This window comes from Variovorax sp. LjRoot290 (assembly GCF_964253985.1).
Lineage (GTDB): Bacteria > Pseudomonadota > Gammaproteobacteria > Burkholderiales > Burkholderiaceae_C > Variovorax.
This window is the reverse complement of sequence record NZ_CAXURW020000002.1, coordinates 416201-432260: the sequence shown is the minus strand read 5'-3', so window position 1 is coordinate 432260 and position 16060 is coordinate 416201. Positions and strand designations below refer to the sequence as shown.

Sequence of the window (16060 nt, the reverse complement as noted above, 5' to 3'; positions counted from 1 at the left end):
GCGATCAGTTCGCCGTGCTGCCGGAAGCGGGGAGGGCCGCCTTGGCCGTTTGGGCGGCGGGCTTGACGCTGGGGCTCCATTGCACGGTCTTCACCTCGACGCCCGACGCTGCGCGCTGCTGGCCGTCCACCACGAGCTGGTCGCCCGCCTGCAGGCCGCTCTTCACCAGCCATTGATCGCCGATGGCGCGTTCCGTCTCGAGCATGCGCCGCTGCAGCTTGTGCTGGGCATCCACGACGAAGGCCGTCGGCTTGCCGGTGCTGTCGCGCGACACCGCCTGCTGCGGCACCAGGAGCGCCTGCTCCTTCACGCCTTCCTGCAGCACGGCGCGCACGTACATGCCGGGCAGCAGGTCGGCGTTCGGGTTGGGGAACACGGCGCGCAGTGTGATGGCGCCGGTCGTCTGGTCCACCGTGACGTCCGAGAACTCGAGCTTGCCCTCGGGCGGATAGGCGCTGCCGTCTTCCAGCAGCAGGCGCACCCGGGCGGCATTGGCGCCGCTCTTCTGGAGATCGCCGCGCGCCATGGCCTGCTTGAGCTGGAGCATCGCGGCGCTGGGTTGCGTCACGTCGACGTAGATCGGGTCGAGCTGCTGGATGGTGGCCAGCGCGGTCGCCTGGCTGGCGGTGACCAGCGCGCCCGGCGTCACCGTCGACTTGCCGATGCGTCCCGAGATCGGCGCGTCGATGCGCGCGTAGGCGAGGTTGATGCGGCTCGTCTCGACATTGGCCTTCGCCGCGGCGACGTCGGCCTCGCCTTGCGCCAGCGAGGCGGCGGCGTCGTCGTAGTCCTGCTGGCTGACCGCCTTGATCGCCACCAGTTCCTTGTAGCGCTCGGCCTTCAGCCGCGTGGTCTTCAGGCTGGCCTGCGCCTTGGCGAGCGCGGCGACATTGCTGTCGTAGGTGGCCTTGTAGGTGGCGGGATCGATCTGGTAGAGCGTCTCGCCGGCCTTCACGTCGCTGCCTTCGCGGAACTTGCGCGTCTTCACGATGCCGCCGACCTGCGGGCGGACGTCGGCGATGAGGAAGGGCGTGGTGCGCCCGGGCAGCTCGGCGGTGATGGCCACGCGCTGCGGCTGCACCGTGACCACGCCGACGACGGGCGTGCCTTCTGCCGGCGGCGGACCGCCGGGCGGCTTGCCGCACGCGGCGAGCAGGCAGGCGGACGCGAGGGCGGCCGCGAAGGTCAGGCCGAAGGTGAGGGGTGGACGCATGGCGAATCTCCTGGATGACGAGGGATGGATTCGTCTTATTAAACGAACCGTACGGTACGGAAATGTAGATTGACTTCCTGCGGATGTCAATCAATAATGAACACATTGGTTCGGATATAAGGAGGCAACGAGATGCGGGTCAAGACGGAAGCCAAGCGCGATGCGATCGTCCGGGCGGCGTCGGAAGTTTTCGGGGAAATGGGATTCGAGGGCGCCTCCATGTCGGAGATCGCCGCGCGGGCGGGCGGTTCGAAGGCGACGCTGTACGGATACTTCAGCTCCAAGGAAGAGCTCTTCGTCGCGGTCATCCTCGGAGCTGCCGGGACGCACTTCGACCCGATCTTCGCGGCCCTGGGGAAGGATAGCGACGACCTGGAGCGCGTGTTGCAGCGCTATGGCGAAAAGATCATGGCCGTGGTGTCCACGAAGGAAATCATCGAGGCGATGAGGGCGGTGATCGCGGAGTCCGGGCGAAGCGACATCGGACGGCAATTCTTCGAAGGCGGGCCCAAGAAAGGCATGCTCGAACTGGCAGGGTTTCTGGAGCAGCAGATGCAGAAAGGACGCTTGCGCAAGGCCGATCCGCAGGTGGCAGCGCGCCACCTGACTGCGTTGCTGGATTCGGAGGTGACCATGCCGCTCCTGCTCGGCATCGAAGGGCCGCCGTCCCGAAAGGATCTGCGGGAGGCCACACGCCGCGCTGTGCAGGTTTTTCTCGGCGGCTATGCACCCGGGAGCGACAAGGCCTCGTAGCCGAAAGGTGCATCCACCATGAAAGTCGGCAGCACAGCCAAGCTCTTCCTGTTCGTTCTGCTTGCCTGTGCTGCCGTGGTCGTTGTCCAGGGAGCTGCGATCCGGCTCGTGATGGAGCGCGGTTTCCTGGGTCGATCGGCAGAGTCGGTGCAGCTCGATCGATTCGCCGAGTTGATTTAGCACAATCAACCTTGCTCATGGCCCGTTTGGGCAAGTACCTTGGCATCGTCCAGGGGCGGCACTACAATACAGAAATCTGTACCCGCGTCCCCAGACTCGGCAGCCCATGAAGACCACGCTCAACCTCAACGACACATTGCTGACCGAAGCCAAGGCGCTGGCGGTGCAGCAGCGAACGAGTCTGACGCGCCTGATTGAAGAAGGGCTCCAACTGCGCCTGCGCTCACGCCCGCCTCAAAAGAAATTCGTGCGCCTTCCCGTCTACCGAGGCAAGGGCGGCCTGGCCTCAGGGCTCGACGGATTGAGCAACAAGGCAATGTTGGACGCCGCCGACCGTGACGCCTGACGTTAACGTGCTGGTCGCTGCATCGCGTAGCGATCATCCGCACCATACAGTGGCCCGCAGCTGGCTGGAAGAAGCCATAGCCGGCGCAACCCAAGGGAAGCCGCTGAAGCTGCAACCCATGGTGATCGCAAGCTTCCTGCGGCTTGTGACGCATCCGAAGATATTCGTCAACCCGACGCCGATCATCGAAGCCTTGCGCTTCGTGGATGTGCTGTTGGCCGCACCGGGTGTGGAGCAACCCACACTGGGCACCGAGTGGACCGTGCTCGGCAAGCTGTGCGCTGACAAGGCACTTTCTGCCAACGACATACCTGACGCCTGGCTGGCTGCTGCGGTCATCCATCAAGGCGAGCATTTGGCCACGCTCGACGGCGACTTCAAACGGTTGCTATCGAGAGCGCAGTTCACACGACTGGCAGCGTAGCAGCGGTCGCGAAGCTATCTTGCTATGCCGCAAGAAATTGAAAAGCGCACTGATTTACACAAGAAGTACGTTTACCCCGGGTAGGACGCCGGCGACGGCTCACTCCTCATCGAGCATCCTGCCGGCCTTGCTGTTCAGCGAGCTTTCGGCGCGGAAGTACCCCATCACGGTCGCAACGCTGTGATGACCAGTCATGGCCATCGTCTCGGGCAGCGACATGTTCTGCCGGCCGGCTTCCGTCACGAAGCCGGCCCTGAGCGAGTGCGCAGAGAACTTCCCCTCCACCCCCGCCATCGCGCATCGCTCCTTCACGATGTCGCGCACGGCCGCTGGCGCGAGTGGCTCCCCGAGATGCCCGCCCTTGCGAATGCGGCGGAAGAGGGCGCCTTCCTGGATGCCGCTGGCGGCGAGCCACTCCTGCATGGCCTGCGCCGCGCTGCCCACCAGGGGTTTCACATCCTCGGGGCGCTCGAGGCAAAGAAATGGCGGGCCACCAGCAGTTCACACTGGCAACCGACATCAAGGTCTATTTCTGCGACCCTCAGAACCCGTGGCAACGTGGAACGAATGAGAATACGAACGGCCTGCTGAGGCAGTACCCCCCTAAGGGCATCGATGTCTCGACCTACTCACAGGCCAAACTCAATGCGTTGGCGCGGAGGTTGAACGCGCGTCCCAGGAAGACTCTTGACTTCCAAACACCGGCTGAGATGTTCAGCCAGATCGTTGCATCGACCGGTTGAATCCGCAGCCGAATCCGGCGGTTGGCCGATTCTGCCCTGCCCAGCTGGGATCTCAGCTGGGCGTCGCTCGCATGAGGCTTCATCAGCGGGGGGTCGAAAACGAGCGTCAGCGGGAGTCGACGACCCAAGGCAAAGTCCAGTGAAGCGAAAGGCAAGTCCACTGACGTTCCGCAGTGGAGGCGCGATTTGCACCAGAGCCGTCAGTTGCAGGTGAGACTGGCGAGCGCCCTGCCCGCGCCAGCCACCGCGGGCAGCTTCTGCTTCACGCAGGCGGGATCCTGCGCCGTGTACACGTAGGGAATGCCAACCGGGAAGGCGCCAGTCGTTATCCAGTCGGTGGCGTCGCGCGACGGCGAGGACCCGCTGGCCACCCACGTGATGCCGAAGCCGCTGAAGTCGGCCGGGGTCCTGATGTTGTTGTTGCGCAGCTCCCAGTAGCCGATGGCCGAGCTGTCGCGTGAGGTCACGGGGTTCTGCGAATTCTCGAAGTAGTTGCCTTCGATCAGCGAGAAGCCGCCCATGCGGATGTTGGCGCCCGTCGTGATCACGCCGCTGTACAGGTTGTTGTAGAGGTGGGTGTAGCCGCCGCGCTGCAGCGGTAGGCGCGAGCCGAGGTTCTCGTAGACGTTGTGGTGGAAGGTGATGAAGCGATCGCTGGAATCGCTGTCGCTCGAGCCGATGAGGCCGACTTTGTGGTGATCGTGGATGTAGTTGTAGGAGTAGGTGAGGTGGTGGGCGCCGGCCTTGTTGTCGAGCAGGCCGTCGAACTCCAGGTCGCCCGCGCCCGAGCACTCCTTCAGGCTGCTGAACAGCGTGTTGTGGTCGATCCAGATGTAGCCCGGAACTTGCCCCCCTGGCCCTCGATGCCGATCGCATCGATCGAACCTGGCAGCAGGCCGATTGTCATGTTGCGGATGACGATGTTCGTGGCGTCCGCCTTGATGGCCAGCCCGAAGTTGGCCGATGAGCCATCGACGCCCTCGATGGTGACGTTGCTCTTGTCCTTGATCTCGACGATGGCGCCAGCGGGCAACTTCCACTGCGTGCAGGCGTCGGTGATGCTGGCGAAGTCGAACGTTCCGTTGTAGCGGATCACGAGCCCGCCGTTGCCGGTGTAGGCGTTAATGGCGGCCTGCATCTGCGCCGCGGTCGAGACCGTCACCGCCGCGACGTTGCCGCCGCCTGTGACCTGGCCGGCGAAGCCGCCGCTATCGCTGGTCGTGGCCGGTGCCGGTGCCGGTGCAGGTGCGGGTGCGGGTGCGGGTGCGGGTGCAGGCGCAGGTGCCTGGGCCACCGATGGCGAGCCCGACTCGCCGCCGCCGCATGCCACCAGCAAGAGCGATGTCAACAGAGCACCCGCAGCGCGCGAACGGTGCAGTTTCAGGTTTGTTTGCTTCATTTTTCTCAGGAGGTTGTTTTCGTGCTGATGCCCCGGCATGAACGACGAATTGTCCGAACCGTGAGCAACACCGATACGCACGCTGCGTGCCGGAGTTGCGATTCGATCTCGTCTCCCCGATGTGAGCGCACTTTGTCGGAAGTGATCGAGATTCACGCGCACAAGGCAGTCAGCTCGACATCAGGATGACAATATTCGTTCTCGTTGTGACAGTTGTTGGACCCTGAGGGGCGGCGCGAGCGATCTGATCGAACGCACGGGGCTCTCTTTTTCGTGCCGAGCGCGGTTGCGGCCTCGCTGAGTGCGCCGAGCCTGCGAGGCCGCGCCCTGGCGGTGCGACCGGCGGTGGCAGCGTCGCAGTCGCGCTCGGCGTGCCGCTTGGCGCGTGGACTGCGAGCTGGGGCGGCTGGCGCGTGGACCAGCTGCTGGTGACCGTGCTCGCGGCGCTCGGTGCGCCCGGGTCTCGCCCGTCCTGCTGGCCGCGCTCTGGGCTTTTGCCGGCTGGGGTTTCGGCCCGGCGCAGTCGATGCGGCTGATCCGCTTGGCGTCCGCGCAGGCGCCGATGACGCTCTCGTTCAATGCCTCGGCCACCTACCTCGGCATCGCTTCCGGCTCCGAGCTTGGCGGCCTGGCGATCGATGCGATCGGCATCGGCGCGTTGCGCTGGGTGGGGCCGGCTTGCCAACTCGCGGGCTTCTTGCTGCTGATGTGCGCAGCCCGCGTTCCGTCGCTACATCCAGCCCCGGATGCGATCGACCATGGCCGCCGCCGAGATGCCATAGCGGTCGTGCAGGGTGGGCAGGGCGCCGGCATCCAGGAACGCGTCGGGCAAGGCGACCTGCCGGAACGTCGGCGCGACGCCGGAGCGAAGCAGCAGGCTCGCCAGCGCCTCGCCGAGGCCGCCGATGACCGAATGGTTCTCCGCGGCGACCACCACGCGATCGAGCCGCCGGACCTCGGACAGGATCGTCGCCTCGTCCAGGGGCTTGATCGTGGGCACATGGAGCACCGCCACATCCACATTGTCGGCACGCAGCTGCTCGGCAACTTCAAGCGCACGCATCGTCATGAACCCGCTGGCGATGACCAGCACATCCTTGCCGTCGCGCAGCAGCTTGGCCTTGCCGAGCTCGAACCTGTAGTCGTATTCGTCGAGAACGAGCGGCACGTTGCCGCGCAGCAGGCGCATGTACACCGGCCCGGGATGGGCCGCGATCTGCGGCACGGCCTGCTCGATGTCCAGCGCATCGCAGGGGTCGATGATGGTCAGGCCCGGAATGCCTCGCATCATCGCCAAGTCCTCCGTCGCCTGGTGACTGGGCCCATAGCCGGTGGTGAGGCCCGGCAGCGCGCAGCACATCTTGACGTTGAGGTTCTCCTCGGCAATCACCTGGTGCACGAAGTCATACGCGCGGCGCGTGCCGAACACGGCATAGGTCGTCGCAAAGGGAACGAAGCCTTCCTTGGCCAGGCCGCCGGCGGCCCCCATCAGCAACTGCTCGGCCATGCCCATCTGGAAGAAGCGTTCCGGATACGCCTGCGCAAACAGGTGCAGGTCGGTGTACTTGGCGAGGTCTGCCGTCATGCCAACGATCTCCGGGCGCTCGCGCGCCAGCTCCACCAAGGCCTTGCCGAAGGGGGCCGCCTTGACGCGCTGGCCCTCGCCGGCGATGGAGGCGATCATGGCCGAGGTGGTGAGGCGCGGCTTCTTGTCGGTCGTGGTGTTCATCACAGGGCTCCTTCGCGTTGCGTCTGGTCCAGGTGGTCGATCGCCTGCTGCCATTCCGGCGGATCGACGCGAATGAAATGATTCTTCTCGCGCTGCTCGAGGAAGGGCACACCCTTGCCCATCAGCGTGTCGACGAGGATGACGCGCGGCCTGGCGTCGGCCAGCGTGCGCGCGGTGTCGAAGGCGGCGACCACCGCGGGCAGGTCGTTGCCGTCGACCCGCTGCACATGCCAGCCGAAGGCGGCCCACTTGTCGGCCAGCGGCTCGAAGCCCAGCACCTTGCCCGAGGGGCCGTCGGCCTGCTGGTTGTTGATGTCGACCAGGCAGACGAGGTTGGAGAGCTGGTGATGGGCGGCCGACATCGCGGCCTCCCAGGTTGAGCCTTCGTCGAGCTCACCGTCGGACATCGAGTTGTAGACGAAGGCCGGATTGCGCTTCTGCCGCAGGCCGAGCGCCATGCCGACAGCGATCGGCAGCCCCTGGCCGAGCGAGCCACCGGACATCTCCATGCCGGGCGTGTAGGTCGCCATGCCCGACATGGGAAGGCGGCTGTCGTCGCTGCCGTAGGTCTCAAGTTCGTCCTCGGGGATGATCCCGGCCTCGATCAGCGCCGCGTAGAAGGCGATGGCGTAGTGGCCGTGCGAGAGCAGGAAGCGGTCCCGCGATTCCCACTGCGGATCTTCCGGCCGGTACTTCATGGCGTGGCCATAGGCCACGGCCAGCACGTCGGCATAGCCCAGAGCCTGGCCGATGTAGCCTTGGCCTTGCACTTCGCCCATCCGCAGGGCGTAGCGCCGAATGCGGTAGGCGCGTTCGGAAAGAGTCGATGGATCAGACATGAATGGTCCTTTGAGGTCAGGGTGGGAGCGACAGGGGACGTCAGCGAATCGTGAGCCAGGGCAGATAGGCGAAGCCGAGCAGCAGGGCGATCGCGACGGCATAGAAGGGGATCAGCTCCTTCACCACGTCGCCGATGCGCACTTTCGCGATGGTGCTGGTGATGAACAGCGTGGTCCCGATGGGCGGGTGGTAGAGGCCGATCGACAGGTTGACGATCATCATGATTCCCAGCTGCACCGTGTCCATGCCGACTGCGGCGGCCAGCGGAACGAACATCGGCGTGAGCAGCAGCACGGCCGCGGGCAGGTCGATGAACATGCCGGTGGCCAGCATGATCAGGTTCATCGCCAGGATGATCAGCCAGGGCGACTGCAGCGTCTCCTTCGCAAAGCGGGTGAACTCGGCCGGCAGCTGCTCGTAGGTCACGATCCAGCCCACGACGCTCGAGGCCATGATGATCAGCAGCACCACGCCGGTGGAGATTCCCGCTTCGATCGCAGCGGTCTTGATCTTGGCCAGCGTAAGATCCCGATAGACCAGGCCCGAGACGACCAGGGCGTACAGCGTGGACATCACGCTCACCTCCGTCGGCGTCGCGATGCCGAAGCGCAGGAAAACGATGATCAGGACCGGCATTGCCAGCGCGGGCGCCGCGTGGGCGAGCAGGCGCCAGAACGCCGGCCACTGGAAGGGCGTCGTGTCGCGCGGGAAGTTGCGGCGGCGGCCCTGCACGTAGCACACCGCCATGAAGCCCGCGCACATCAGCAGCCCGGGCAGGATGCCCGCCACGAACAGCGCCCCGATCGACGCCCCCGAGACCAGCGCATAGACGATCATCGGGATGGACGGCGGAATGAGGATGTCGATGGTCGCTGCCGCAGCCAGCGTGCCGGCCGCGAAGGGTGCCGGATAGCCCAGCTTCTTGAGCCAGGGGATCAGCATCGAGCCGATCGCCGAGGCGTCGGCGACGGCCGAGCCCGAGACGCCGCCGAAGATGGTCGACGACAACACGCCGACCTGGGCCGGGCCGCCGTGGACGCGCCCGATCATCATCGACAGCAGGCTGACCAGGCTCTGGCCGAGCCGGCCGCTGACCATCAGCGCGCCCGTCATCATGAAGAAGGGAATGGCGATCAGCGGAAAGCTCTGGGTCTGGGCGATCATCTGCTCGACCGCCAGGTGCACGGGCACCTTGTCGATGATGAGAAGCCCGCCGACGGAGGCAAGGACCAGCGCGTGCGCGATCGGAATCGACAGCAACGCAGTGACGATGAAGAGTCCAATGATGAGTGCGGTCATGGCTATGCTCCATGAGCAAGGGCTTCGGCGTCAGGCTCCTGGGCGCCGGCGCTGCTCCACAGTGCGGGCACCTTGCACAAGGTCACCACGCTCAGCAGCGCAAAGCCCAGCATCAGCGCCCCGACGCTGACCGAGCCGGGAACCTGCAGCATGGGGCTGCGTTCGTCGGCAGCGATCTCCATCAGGGGCCAGGCCGCCACCGCCAGCGATCCATAGAGCGCTGCGACGGTCAGGGACCCGCCAGCCAGAACCCACCGGCGCGTCGCGCGCAGCTTCTGCGTGAACATGACGACCGCGATGTGCGAGCCGTGCTGGGCCGCCAGCACGACGCCAGCCATGATCATCCACGGGAACATCAGCTCGGGCAGCTCGGAGGCCGAGGCGAGGCTGGTGCCCGCGACGTAGCGCAGGCCCACGTTGATGCTCAGAATCAGGAACACGACGGTCAGCGTGACATAGAGCACACCGCGACACGCTGCGCCGATGCACCGGTCAATTGAATGAAGGAAGGACATATCAAAACCCTCGGAAAAGGACGCGCGCCAGGGCGACATCACGGACTCGGGACGACAGACGCCACCGCAGGGCGTGGAAGCGCTGCGTGACAGCCTGCCTGGGGGTGCGCTACTGCGCTTGTTGGACGACCCGCTTGACGAAATCGCCGGCCGGGCCTGCGGTCCATTTGGTATAGACGGACTTCGTCGCTTCAACGAAGGCCTTGCGGTCGACGGTGTCGATCTGCACGCCCTTGGTCTTCAGTTCGGTGGTGAGCTTCTCGTCGGCTTCCTTGGAGAGCTTTCGCTGCATCTGCGTCGCTTCGGCAGCCGCTTCCATGAAGACCTTCTGGTCGGCGGTACTCAGCCGCTCCCATGAGCGCTTGCTCATCACGAAGGGGTTGGCTTCGTACTTGTGGCCGGTCAGCGAGAGGTACTTCTGCACCTCATAGAGCTTGGCCGAGGCGATGTTGGTCAGCGGGTTCTCCTGTCCGTCGACCACGCCCTGCTGGAGCGCCACGTACAACTCCGAGAACTTGATCTGCTGTGCGTCCGCGCCGAGCGCCTGCATGATGTCCATGGTCATCGTGTCGGGCGGGGTGCGGATCTTCAGGCCCTTGATGTCTGCCGGTGTCTTGATCGGCCGCTTGTTGTTGGTGACGTGGCGGATGCCGTTGTCCCAGTAGCCCAGCACGACCATGCCCTTGGCGGCAGTGCGCTTGGCCAGTTCCTCGCCGATCGGCCCGTCGAGCAGTTGCCAGGCCTTCTGAATATCGGTGAACAGGAAAGGCAGACCCAGTGCCGCGTACTCGGGGACCACGTTGGCCATCGCGCCCTGGCTGTTGGCGGAGATGTCCAGCGTGCCCGAGCGCAGCGCAGTGATCATCGCGGCGTCGTCGCCGAGCTGGGCGGAGTGCGCCACCTGGATGTCGATGCGTCCGTTGGTCTTGGCCTTGACGGTCTCGGCGAACTTCACGGCCGCTTCGTGCCGCGGATTGCCCGGCGCCGCGCCGTGGCCGAGAGTCAGCTTGACGGGCGCCTGTGCGAAGGCAAGGCTTCCGGTGGTGATCAGTGCGCCGACGAGGACGGCGATGTTCCTGCGCTTCATGGTTTGTCTCCGGTTGTCGTGATGGGATGGATCAGTGAATCAGCATGCCGCCGTTCACGTCCAGCGTGATGCCGGTGCAGTAGCTCGACAGCTCGCTCGCGAGGAACAGGCAGGCGCCCGCGACGTCGGCGGCCACGCCGATGCGGCCCAGCGGGATCTCGCCGGCGATTTGCGCCTTGCGCTCCTCGCTCAGCTTGCCCTTGCTGATGTCGGTGCCGATCAGCCCGGGGGTGATCGAGTTGACGCGGATGCCATCGGCGCCGAGCTCGCGCGCCATCGCGCGCGCCAGGCCGAGCACGCCGGCCTTGGCGGCCGAGTAGTGCGGGCCGCCGAGGATGCCGCCGCCGCGCTGCGCCGAGACCGAGGAGATGCAGATGATCGAGCCGCTGCGCTGGCGCTGCATGGCGGGGATCACCGCCTGCGAGCACAGCAGCGTGCCGCGCAGGCTGACGTCGAGCACGGCGTCGTAGTCGGCGGCGCTGATGTCCACCGTCTTGCGCGGCTGGGTGATGCCGGCGTTGTTGACGAGGATGTCGATGCGCCCGAAGCGCTCAAGCACGCGCGCAATGGCGGCGTCGACGTCGGACTTGACGACCACGTTGGCGACCAGGCCCAGATGGTCGTCGCCCAGGGCGGCGGCGGCCTGCGCCGGCGCTGCACCCTCCAGGTCGGTGATGACGACGCGGGCGCCTTGCGACGCCAGCAGGCGCGCGGTGGCGAATCCCAGGCCGTTGAGGCCGGCGCCTCCGGTGATGAGGGCGACACGATCGGTGAGCAGCACTGTTTGTCTCCTTGATGCGGGTGAGTGGAATGGGGGTAACTATGAACATCCGCACGCATGAAGACAAACGACACTTCTTCAGCGATGAGTGAATTGCCGTCATACAGGGTTAACCCGATGAGGTCGTCCTTTCCCCCTTTGAGCTGCCTGCTTGCGTTCGAGGCCGCGGCGCGTCGCTTGAGCTTCAGTGCGGCCGCCGTTGAGCTGCACCTCACGCCCTCGGCCGTGAGCCACCAGATCGCCAAGCTCGAGCAGCTGCTGGACGTGCGGCTCTTCGAGCGCTCGGTGCGCAGCATCACGCTGACGGACACGGGCCGCGAATACATGGCGCGCGTCTCGGTCGCGCTGGATGCGATCAGCGCCGCGACGGACAACGTGCGCAAGGGAGTGCGCAATGCGCTGTACGTGCATGCCGCGCCAAGCTTCGCGAGCCTGTGGCTGATGCCCAGGCTCGCGGACTTCGCGCAAGCCCATCCGGGGATCGCGCTATCGCTGTCGGCGTCCGTGACGCATTCGGATTTCTCGAGCGGGCAGGTCGACATCGACATCCGCTATGGCATTCCGAACTGGCCGCATCTCCATGTGGAGCCGGTGTTCGAGGAAAGCATCCAGCCGATGGCGAGCCCCGATTTCATCGAGCGGCACCAACTCCGAACGCCCGAGGATTTGCTACATGTCCCGCTCATCCAGTCGATGGTCAACGTCGTGCAGTGGGGAGACTGGTTCCGCAGCCGCAAGATCGAGTTTCCGGCGGGGCAGTTCGCCTACCGCTTCGACCGGACGTCGATGGCGCTGGACGCCGCGGTGCAGGGTCTCGGCGTGGCCCTGGACAGTTCGTCGATCGCCGCCGGCCATCTTCATCAGGGCCGCCTGGCGAAGGTCTTCGATCCGCGCTGGTGTGTGAAGGTGCAGGCCCATTTCCTGGTGTGTCCGCATCGTCACCTGCAGCGCAACGAAGTGGCCAGCTTCGTGGAGTGGATGCAGGAGAATGCGTCGGATCCGGAGGCGGGGAGGGCTTAGCGATTCAGGAATGACGTGCACGAGAAGTGAGCGCGAAGGTCTCCGGCAAACGCGGCTGCAGGCGTTGAAGCCGCCGAGCGGGTTTACCGAGGCAGGCCGCCGGCAGCAGCCGTCAACTGTTCGAGGAAATCGAGCATCGCGCGTCGCGGCGCTGTTGCGGCGGCGCTGCAAATAGGCCGCGTAGACCTGGCACATGAACGACGAGTGGCCGATAAGGTCGGCCAGGTGCGGCACGACATCGACGCGTTCGTCGCGCACGCGCAGTCAACCTTACCAGCGCTGCGGCAGGCGACGAGATGTGTGAAACACCCGCAGGATCTCGACCACGTCTCCACGCACGCGGTAGGGGACGATGTAACGCGTCTTTGGCACGATCAATTCGCGAGTTCCAGCCACGCGCCCAGGACGGCCAAGGCCAGGTTGATGAGCAAGCAGAGCCACAGATTCGAGAATGCGCTCGACGACCAGCCGCGCGGCAGCCAAATCGTCGGTGGCGATGTATGCGGCTTCTTCGTCCAAGTTGTGCAACGCCTTGCGCAGCCACCTAACCCGCATTCACCTTCCATTTCCTTGCGAGCGCCGCGACCTCCTTGTCGCTGGCGAAATCGCCGGCGTCAGCTTCCTTCAACGCCTCCTGGACTTCGCCGATCTGCCACTCGTTGTTTTCAACATAGGCACGGATTGCTTCGGCGGCCAAGAACGATTTGCTGCGCTGCGTCGCTTCGGCCAGATGGTCGAGGCGATCCTTGACTTCGTCGTCGAGGCGAACGGTCATGGTAGTAGACATGGCCCGAGGTAATGTTCGAATGTACACATACTACTACAGCATCTGCATGCACGCGTCTGCGACCTCGGTCGGCTCGTCGCACAATCGCCGTCCCTCCCGAATTTGCTCGATGCAGCTAGTCCTCGTCGAGCATCCGGCTGACTTTGCTCCCGAGCGCACTCTCTGCCCTGAAGTAGCCCATCACGGTCGCGACGCTGTGATGTCCGGTCATGGCCATCGTCTCGGGCAGCGACATGTTCTGCCGGCCGGCTTCGGTCACGAACCCGGCCCTGAGCGAGTGCGCGCTAAAACTTCCCTCCACCCCCGCCAACGCACACCGTTCCTTCACGATGTCGCGCACGGCCGCTGGCGCGAGTGGCTCCCCGAGATGCCCGCCCTTGCGGATGCGGCGGAAGAGGGCGCCTTCCGTGATCCCTTTTTCTTTCAGCACGGCGAGCCACGCCTGCATGGCCTGCGCCGCGCTGCCCACCAGGGGTTTCACATCCTCCGGGCGCTCGGCGCCGGCCTGGTTGGTCTTGGAATGCGCGAGCGTGTAGAGATAGGAGCTGGCATCGACACGTTGCAGGTTCTCGAGCGTGGCCGAGGCGACCTCCGAGCGCCGTCGCCCGCCGGTGGCCCAGGCGAACAGGAGGAGGGCGCGATCGCGTTTTCCGCGCAGGGTGTCGTCGCAGGTCGCCAGCACCGCTTGCAGCGGATCCTTGGTGAGCGCGCGCTGCTTGCGCGGCCGCGCGCCGCGCTTGGCGTAGGCGCGGCGCGTCTGGGCCAGGAGCTCGCGCACGAGCGGGTCGGCGCAAGGGTTCGGCGCCTGAGCCAGCTGATGCGCCTTGGACAGCACCGCGATGCGGTGCACGAGCGTGTTGAGCGCCGGCGCGCCGAGCCGCGTCTTGTAGCCGTTGGCCACCAGCGCCTGGTCGACGTCGGGCGGCAGCTCGCTGACCAAGCCCGTTTTGAGTCCCGTCAACAGGCCGGCCCCGCGGTCGGGGTCTTGCGCATCCGCCTTGCGCGCGGCGTGGTCGACGATGAACTGGATGGCGACCGGCACTGGAACCGGCATGCGCAGCGCCTGGCCATAGCGCGCGGCGTACCAGGCGCACCAGTAGCGCATGGCCGAGGCGTAGGAGGCCCGCGTGTTGGCCGATTCGCCTTCGCGCAGCAGCGCGCGCGCTGCGTCTTCGGCGGTTTGCGTCAAGCGCGCCGGATCCAGCGCCAGGCGGTGCTCGGGCAGGTTGGCCAGCGGGTGCGTTTCGGCTGTTTTCATGGCGTTGATCTTACATACGACCTATGATTTGCTACATCATACACCGATAAGTCACGATAACCTTCCTTTATCGATGGTAAATATGGAACGGGGCAGGGCGGTCGTTTCTTGAAAGTACGAGGGTCAAATGGCTGGAATTCGACAAACACTCTCCCGCGGGATTCAGGAAGACGACGTGTTTGCGGCCGCGGATGTGCTGCTGGCCGAAGGAAAGCGGCCCACGATCGAGCGCGTGCGCCAGAAGATCGGCCGCGGCTCGCCCAATACCGTCAGCCCGATGCTCGAGCGCTGGTTTGCTTCGCTCGGCGAACGGCTGGTGGGCTCGACGGCAGGCTCTGCTTCGGCTCGTCCGGCCGGCAACGATCCGGACGGCATGCCGATGGGCGTGCGCAATGCCGCGCGATTGCTTTGGGAGACGGCGCGCCGCGAGGCCGAGGAAGTTCAGCGTGTCGAGATGGAATCGGTGCGCGCGGAGCTCCAAGAACGCGGGAACGCGCTGGCCGAGGCGCAGGCGGCCCTCGCGCAGCGCGAGGAAGCCTTCGCCCAAGCGCGGGTGAGTTTGGACTCGGCGCTGGCATCCTCGCAGCGGGCTCGTGAGACCTTGGAGTTGCAGCTTAACGAACACGCCATTGAGGCGCACCGGGTGCGCACGGGCCTGGATGACGACATCAAGCGGCTGACCGCCCTGCTCTCTCAGGCGGGCGAAACCCAGGAGCGGATGCGTCGGGAGCACGCCGAGGCGATGGCGGCGCGCGACCAGGACCTGCGCCAGGCCGAGGAGCGGCACGCCGGTCAGGAGCGGCGGATGCTGGCGGAAGTGGATCGGGCCAGGCAAACGGCCAAGGCGCTGGAATCCGAGCTGGCCAGGGAGCAGCAGCGGCGGACCAAAAGCGAGGAAGCGGCGGCCAAGCGGCTGGAGGGAGAGCTCGAGAAGCTCCACCAAGTCCGGGAAGCGGCGCGGCAAGCCGAGATTGACCTGCGCGAGCAGCTGGCCGTCCAAGGCATCGAGCTCGCGCAGACGCGGACCCAGGCAGAAGCGCTCGCGGCGAGCGTCGAAGCGCTCCAGGGCCGGATCGACGATGAAAAAGCCTCGCACGAGAAAACGCGGCGGATGTTGGCCGAGGCCCTGACCAGCAAGTCAGCTGCGAAGGGCGATAGCCCCGCACGTCGACGGCGGAAGCCTTGAGCCCGGGAGGCATACGACAACACGCGGCCAGCGTAGCCGCGCGCACGCTAACCCCAGCGGCTGCGACTGCCCTTACGGGCGAAGTAGCGGACCGGGAACGAGCCGCGCCGACCATTGCGGACCTGGCGGCCGCCGATGCTCAAAAGCCATTTCCAGAAGGACATACGAACTCCAATTGAGAGTGTCAGTCACCTCCACGATCGCTGAAATGCGAAGCGTCGGGGATGGTCGTTCATGAATACGGAGCATCGAGCGTAAGCTGAAACAAAAAAGAAGTGATCGCCGGCACCGCCTGCATTCCCACATCTATCTTCTTGTGCTCGCCAATGGAGTGCCTCGCCTTCGCCGGAGCTCATCCCTCAGCGCCCAAGAGGGGACGGCTGTACGCTCGCCCAAGGCCAGCGGCGGCGGTCGGCAATCACAAACGAGGGGTGGCAGGGCCACCGTGACCCAGTCGGACGGCATACTCCACGTGGGCGACAAGATGCTGTTGCCGAAGT

Annotated in this window: 18 protein-coding genes and 2 pseudogenes; 7 read left to right on the top strand and 13 right to left on the bottom strand. The window is 65.5% G+C overall.

Going from position 1 to position 16060, the window contains the following annotated elements:
- Window positions 1–4: 4 nt before the first annotated feature.
- Entirely contained in the window at window positions 5–1213 is a 1209-nt protein-coding gene (locus ACSQ9A_RS30970) for an efflux RND transporter periplasmic adaptor subunit (protein WP_436306710.1), read from the bottom strand.
- Window positions 1214–1345: 132 nt separating this feature from the next.
- Here ACSQ9A_RS30970 and ACSQ9A_RS30965 point away from each other — a divergent pair, with 132 nt between their 5' ends.
- The 4 genes from ACSQ9A_RS30965 (at window position 1346) to ACSQ9A_RS30950 (ending at window position 2916) form a co-directional block, all read left to right on the top strand.
- Entirely contained in the window at window positions 1346–1966 is a 621-nt protein-coding gene (locus tag ACSQ9A_RS30965) for a TetR/AcrR family transcriptional regulator C-terminal domain-containing protein (RefSeq protein WP_436306709.1), read from the top strand.
- An 18-nt stretch (window positions 1967–1984) separates the two neighbouring features.
- On the top strand, window positions 1985–2146 hold the full coding sequence (locus ACSQ9A_RS30960) for a hypothetical protein (protein ID WP_436306708.1): 162 nt from the start codon (window positions 1985–1987) through the stop codon (window positions 2144–2146).
- 106 nt (window positions 2147–2252) lie between these two features.
- The gene (locus tag ACSQ9A_RS30955; RefSeq protein WP_436306707.1) at window positions 2253–2492 is read left to right on the top strand and encodes a DUF6364 family protein; all 240 of its coding nucleotides are present in this window, start codon (window positions 2253–2255) and stop codon (window positions 2490–2492) included.
- A complete protein-coding gene (locus ACSQ9A_RS30950; RefSeq protein WP_436306706.1) occupies window positions 2482–2916 on the top strand; it encodes a TA system VapC family ribonuclease toxin in 435 nt (144 codons plus the stop codon). Before ACSQ9A_RS30955 ends, ACSQ9A_RS30950 begins: the two co-directional genes overlap by 11 nt.
- Before the next feature lie 99 nt (window positions 2917–3015).
- On the opposite strand, the pseudogene ACSQ9A_RS30945 reads toward ACSQ9A_RS30950, so the two are convergent.
- Window positions 3016–3387: pseudogene (locus ACSQ9A_RS30945) on the bottom strand (tyrosine-type recombinase/integrase); the annotation flags it as partial.
- Between ACSQ9A_RS30945 and ACSQ9A_RS30940 the strand changes: the two are divergent.
- A pseudogene (locus ACSQ9A_RS30940) lies at window positions 3387–3659 on the top strand (IS30 family transposase); the annotation flags it as partial. The pseudogenes ACSQ9A_RS30945 and ACSQ9A_RS30940 sit on opposite strands and share 1 nt — an antisense overlap.
- A 200-nt stretch (window positions 3660–3859) precedes the next feature.
- Here ACSQ9A_RS30940 and ACSQ9A_RS30935 read toward each other — a convergent pair.
- The 8 genes from ACSQ9A_RS30935 to ACSQ9A_RS30900 form a co-directional block, all read right to left on the bottom strand.
- Complete coding sequence (locus ACSQ9A_RS30935) at window positions 3860–4459, bottom strand: hypothetical protein (protein WP_436307737.1); 600 nt, start codon at window positions 4457–4459, stop codon at window positions 3860–3862.
- A complete protein-coding gene (locus ACSQ9A_RS30930) occupies window positions 4456–5214 on the bottom strand; it encodes a hypothetical protein (protein WP_436306705.1) in 759 nt (252 codons plus the stop codon). The genes ACSQ9A_RS30935 and ACSQ9A_RS30930 overlap by 4 nt, the downstream gene beginning before the upstream one ends.
- Before the next feature lie 574 nt (window positions 5215–5788).
- Window positions 5789–6787, bottom strand: coding sequence for a transketolase family protein (locus ACSQ9A_RS30925; protein ID WP_436306704.1), 999 nt, complete (start codon window positions 6785–6787; stop codon window positions 5789–5791).
- Complete coding sequence (locus ACSQ9A_RS30920) at window positions 6787–7626, bottom strand: transketolase (protein WP_436306703.1); 840 nt, start codon at window positions 7624–7626, stop codon at window positions 6787–6789. Before ACSQ9A_RS30920 ends, ACSQ9A_RS30925 begins: the two co-directional genes overlap by 1 nt.
- 40 nt (window positions 7627–7666) lie before the next feature.
- The gene (locus ACSQ9A_RS30915; protein ID WP_436306702.1) at window positions 7667–8926 is read right to left on the bottom strand and encodes a TRAP transporter large permease; all 1260 of its coding nucleotides are present in this window, start codon (window positions 8924–8926) and stop codon (window positions 7667–7669) included.
- 2 nt (window positions 8927–8928) lie between these two features.
- Window positions 8929–9441 carry a TRAP transporter small permease gene (locus ACSQ9A_RS30910; RefSeq protein ID WP_436306701.1) on the bottom strand — a complete coding sequence of 171 codons (513 nt, stop codon included), beginning with the start codon at window positions 9439–9441 and terminating at the stop codon, window positions 8929–8931.
- Between the two features lie 109 nt (window positions 9442–9550).
- On the bottom strand, window positions 9551–10528 hold the full coding sequence (locus ACSQ9A_RS30905) for a TRAP transporter substrate-binding protein (protein ID WP_436306700.1): 978 nt from the start codon (window positions 10526–10528) through the stop codon (window positions 9551–9553).
- Between the two features lie 31 nt (window positions 10529–10559).
- Window positions 10560–11309 carry an SDR family NAD(P)-dependent oxidoreductase gene (locus ACSQ9A_RS30900; RefSeq protein ID WP_436306699.1) on the bottom strand — a complete coding sequence of 250 codons (750 nt, stop codon included), beginning with the start codon at window positions 11307–11309 and terminating at the stop codon, window positions 10560–10562.
- A gap of 117 nt (window positions 11310–11426) precedes the next feature.
- Between ACSQ9A_RS30900 and gcvA the strand changes: the two genes are divergently transcribed.
- Entirely contained in the window at window positions 11427–12329 is a 903-nt protein-coding gene (gene gcvA, locus ACSQ9A_RS30895; RefSeq protein WP_436306698.1) for a transcriptional regulator GcvA, read from the top strand.
- 270 nt (window positions 12330–12599) lie between these two features.
- On the opposite strand, the gene ACSQ9A_RS30890 is transcribed toward gcvA, so the two are convergent.
- The 3 genes from ACSQ9A_RS30890 to ACSQ9A_RS30880 all read right to left on the bottom strand — a co-directional run bounded on the left by ACSQ9A_RS30890 (window position 12600) and on the right by ACSQ9A_RS30880 (window position 14374).
- Window positions 12600–12848 carry a type II toxin-antitoxin system RelE/ParE family toxin gene (locus tag ACSQ9A_RS30890; RefSeq protein ID WP_436306697.1) on the bottom strand — a complete coding sequence of 83 codons (249 nt, stop codon included), beginning with the start codon at window positions 12846–12848 and terminating at the stop codon, window positions 12600–12602.
- Window positions 12849–12873: 25 nt separating this feature from the next.
- A complete protein-coding gene (locus tag ACSQ9A_RS30885) occupies window positions 12874–13104 on the bottom strand; it encodes a CopG family ribbon-helix-helix protein (protein WP_436306696.1) in 231 nt (76 codons plus the stop codon).
- A 127-nt stretch (window positions 13105–13231) separates the two neighbouring features.
- Window positions 13232–14374, bottom strand: a complete 1143-nt coding sequence (locus tag ACSQ9A_RS30880; RefSeq protein WP_436306695.1) for a site-specific integrase — start codon at window positions 14372–14374, stop codon at window positions 13232–13234.
- 127 nt (window positions 14375–14501) lie between these two features.
- Here ACSQ9A_RS30880 and ACSQ9A_RS30875 point away from each other — a divergent pair, with 127 nt between their 5' ends.
- Window positions 14502–15560, top strand: a complete 1059-nt coding sequence (locus ACSQ9A_RS30875) for a DNA-binding protein (protein ID WP_436306694.1) — start codon at window positions 14502–14504, stop codon at window positions 15558–15560.
- The last annotated feature ends 500 nt before the right edge of the window (window positions 15561–16060 follow it).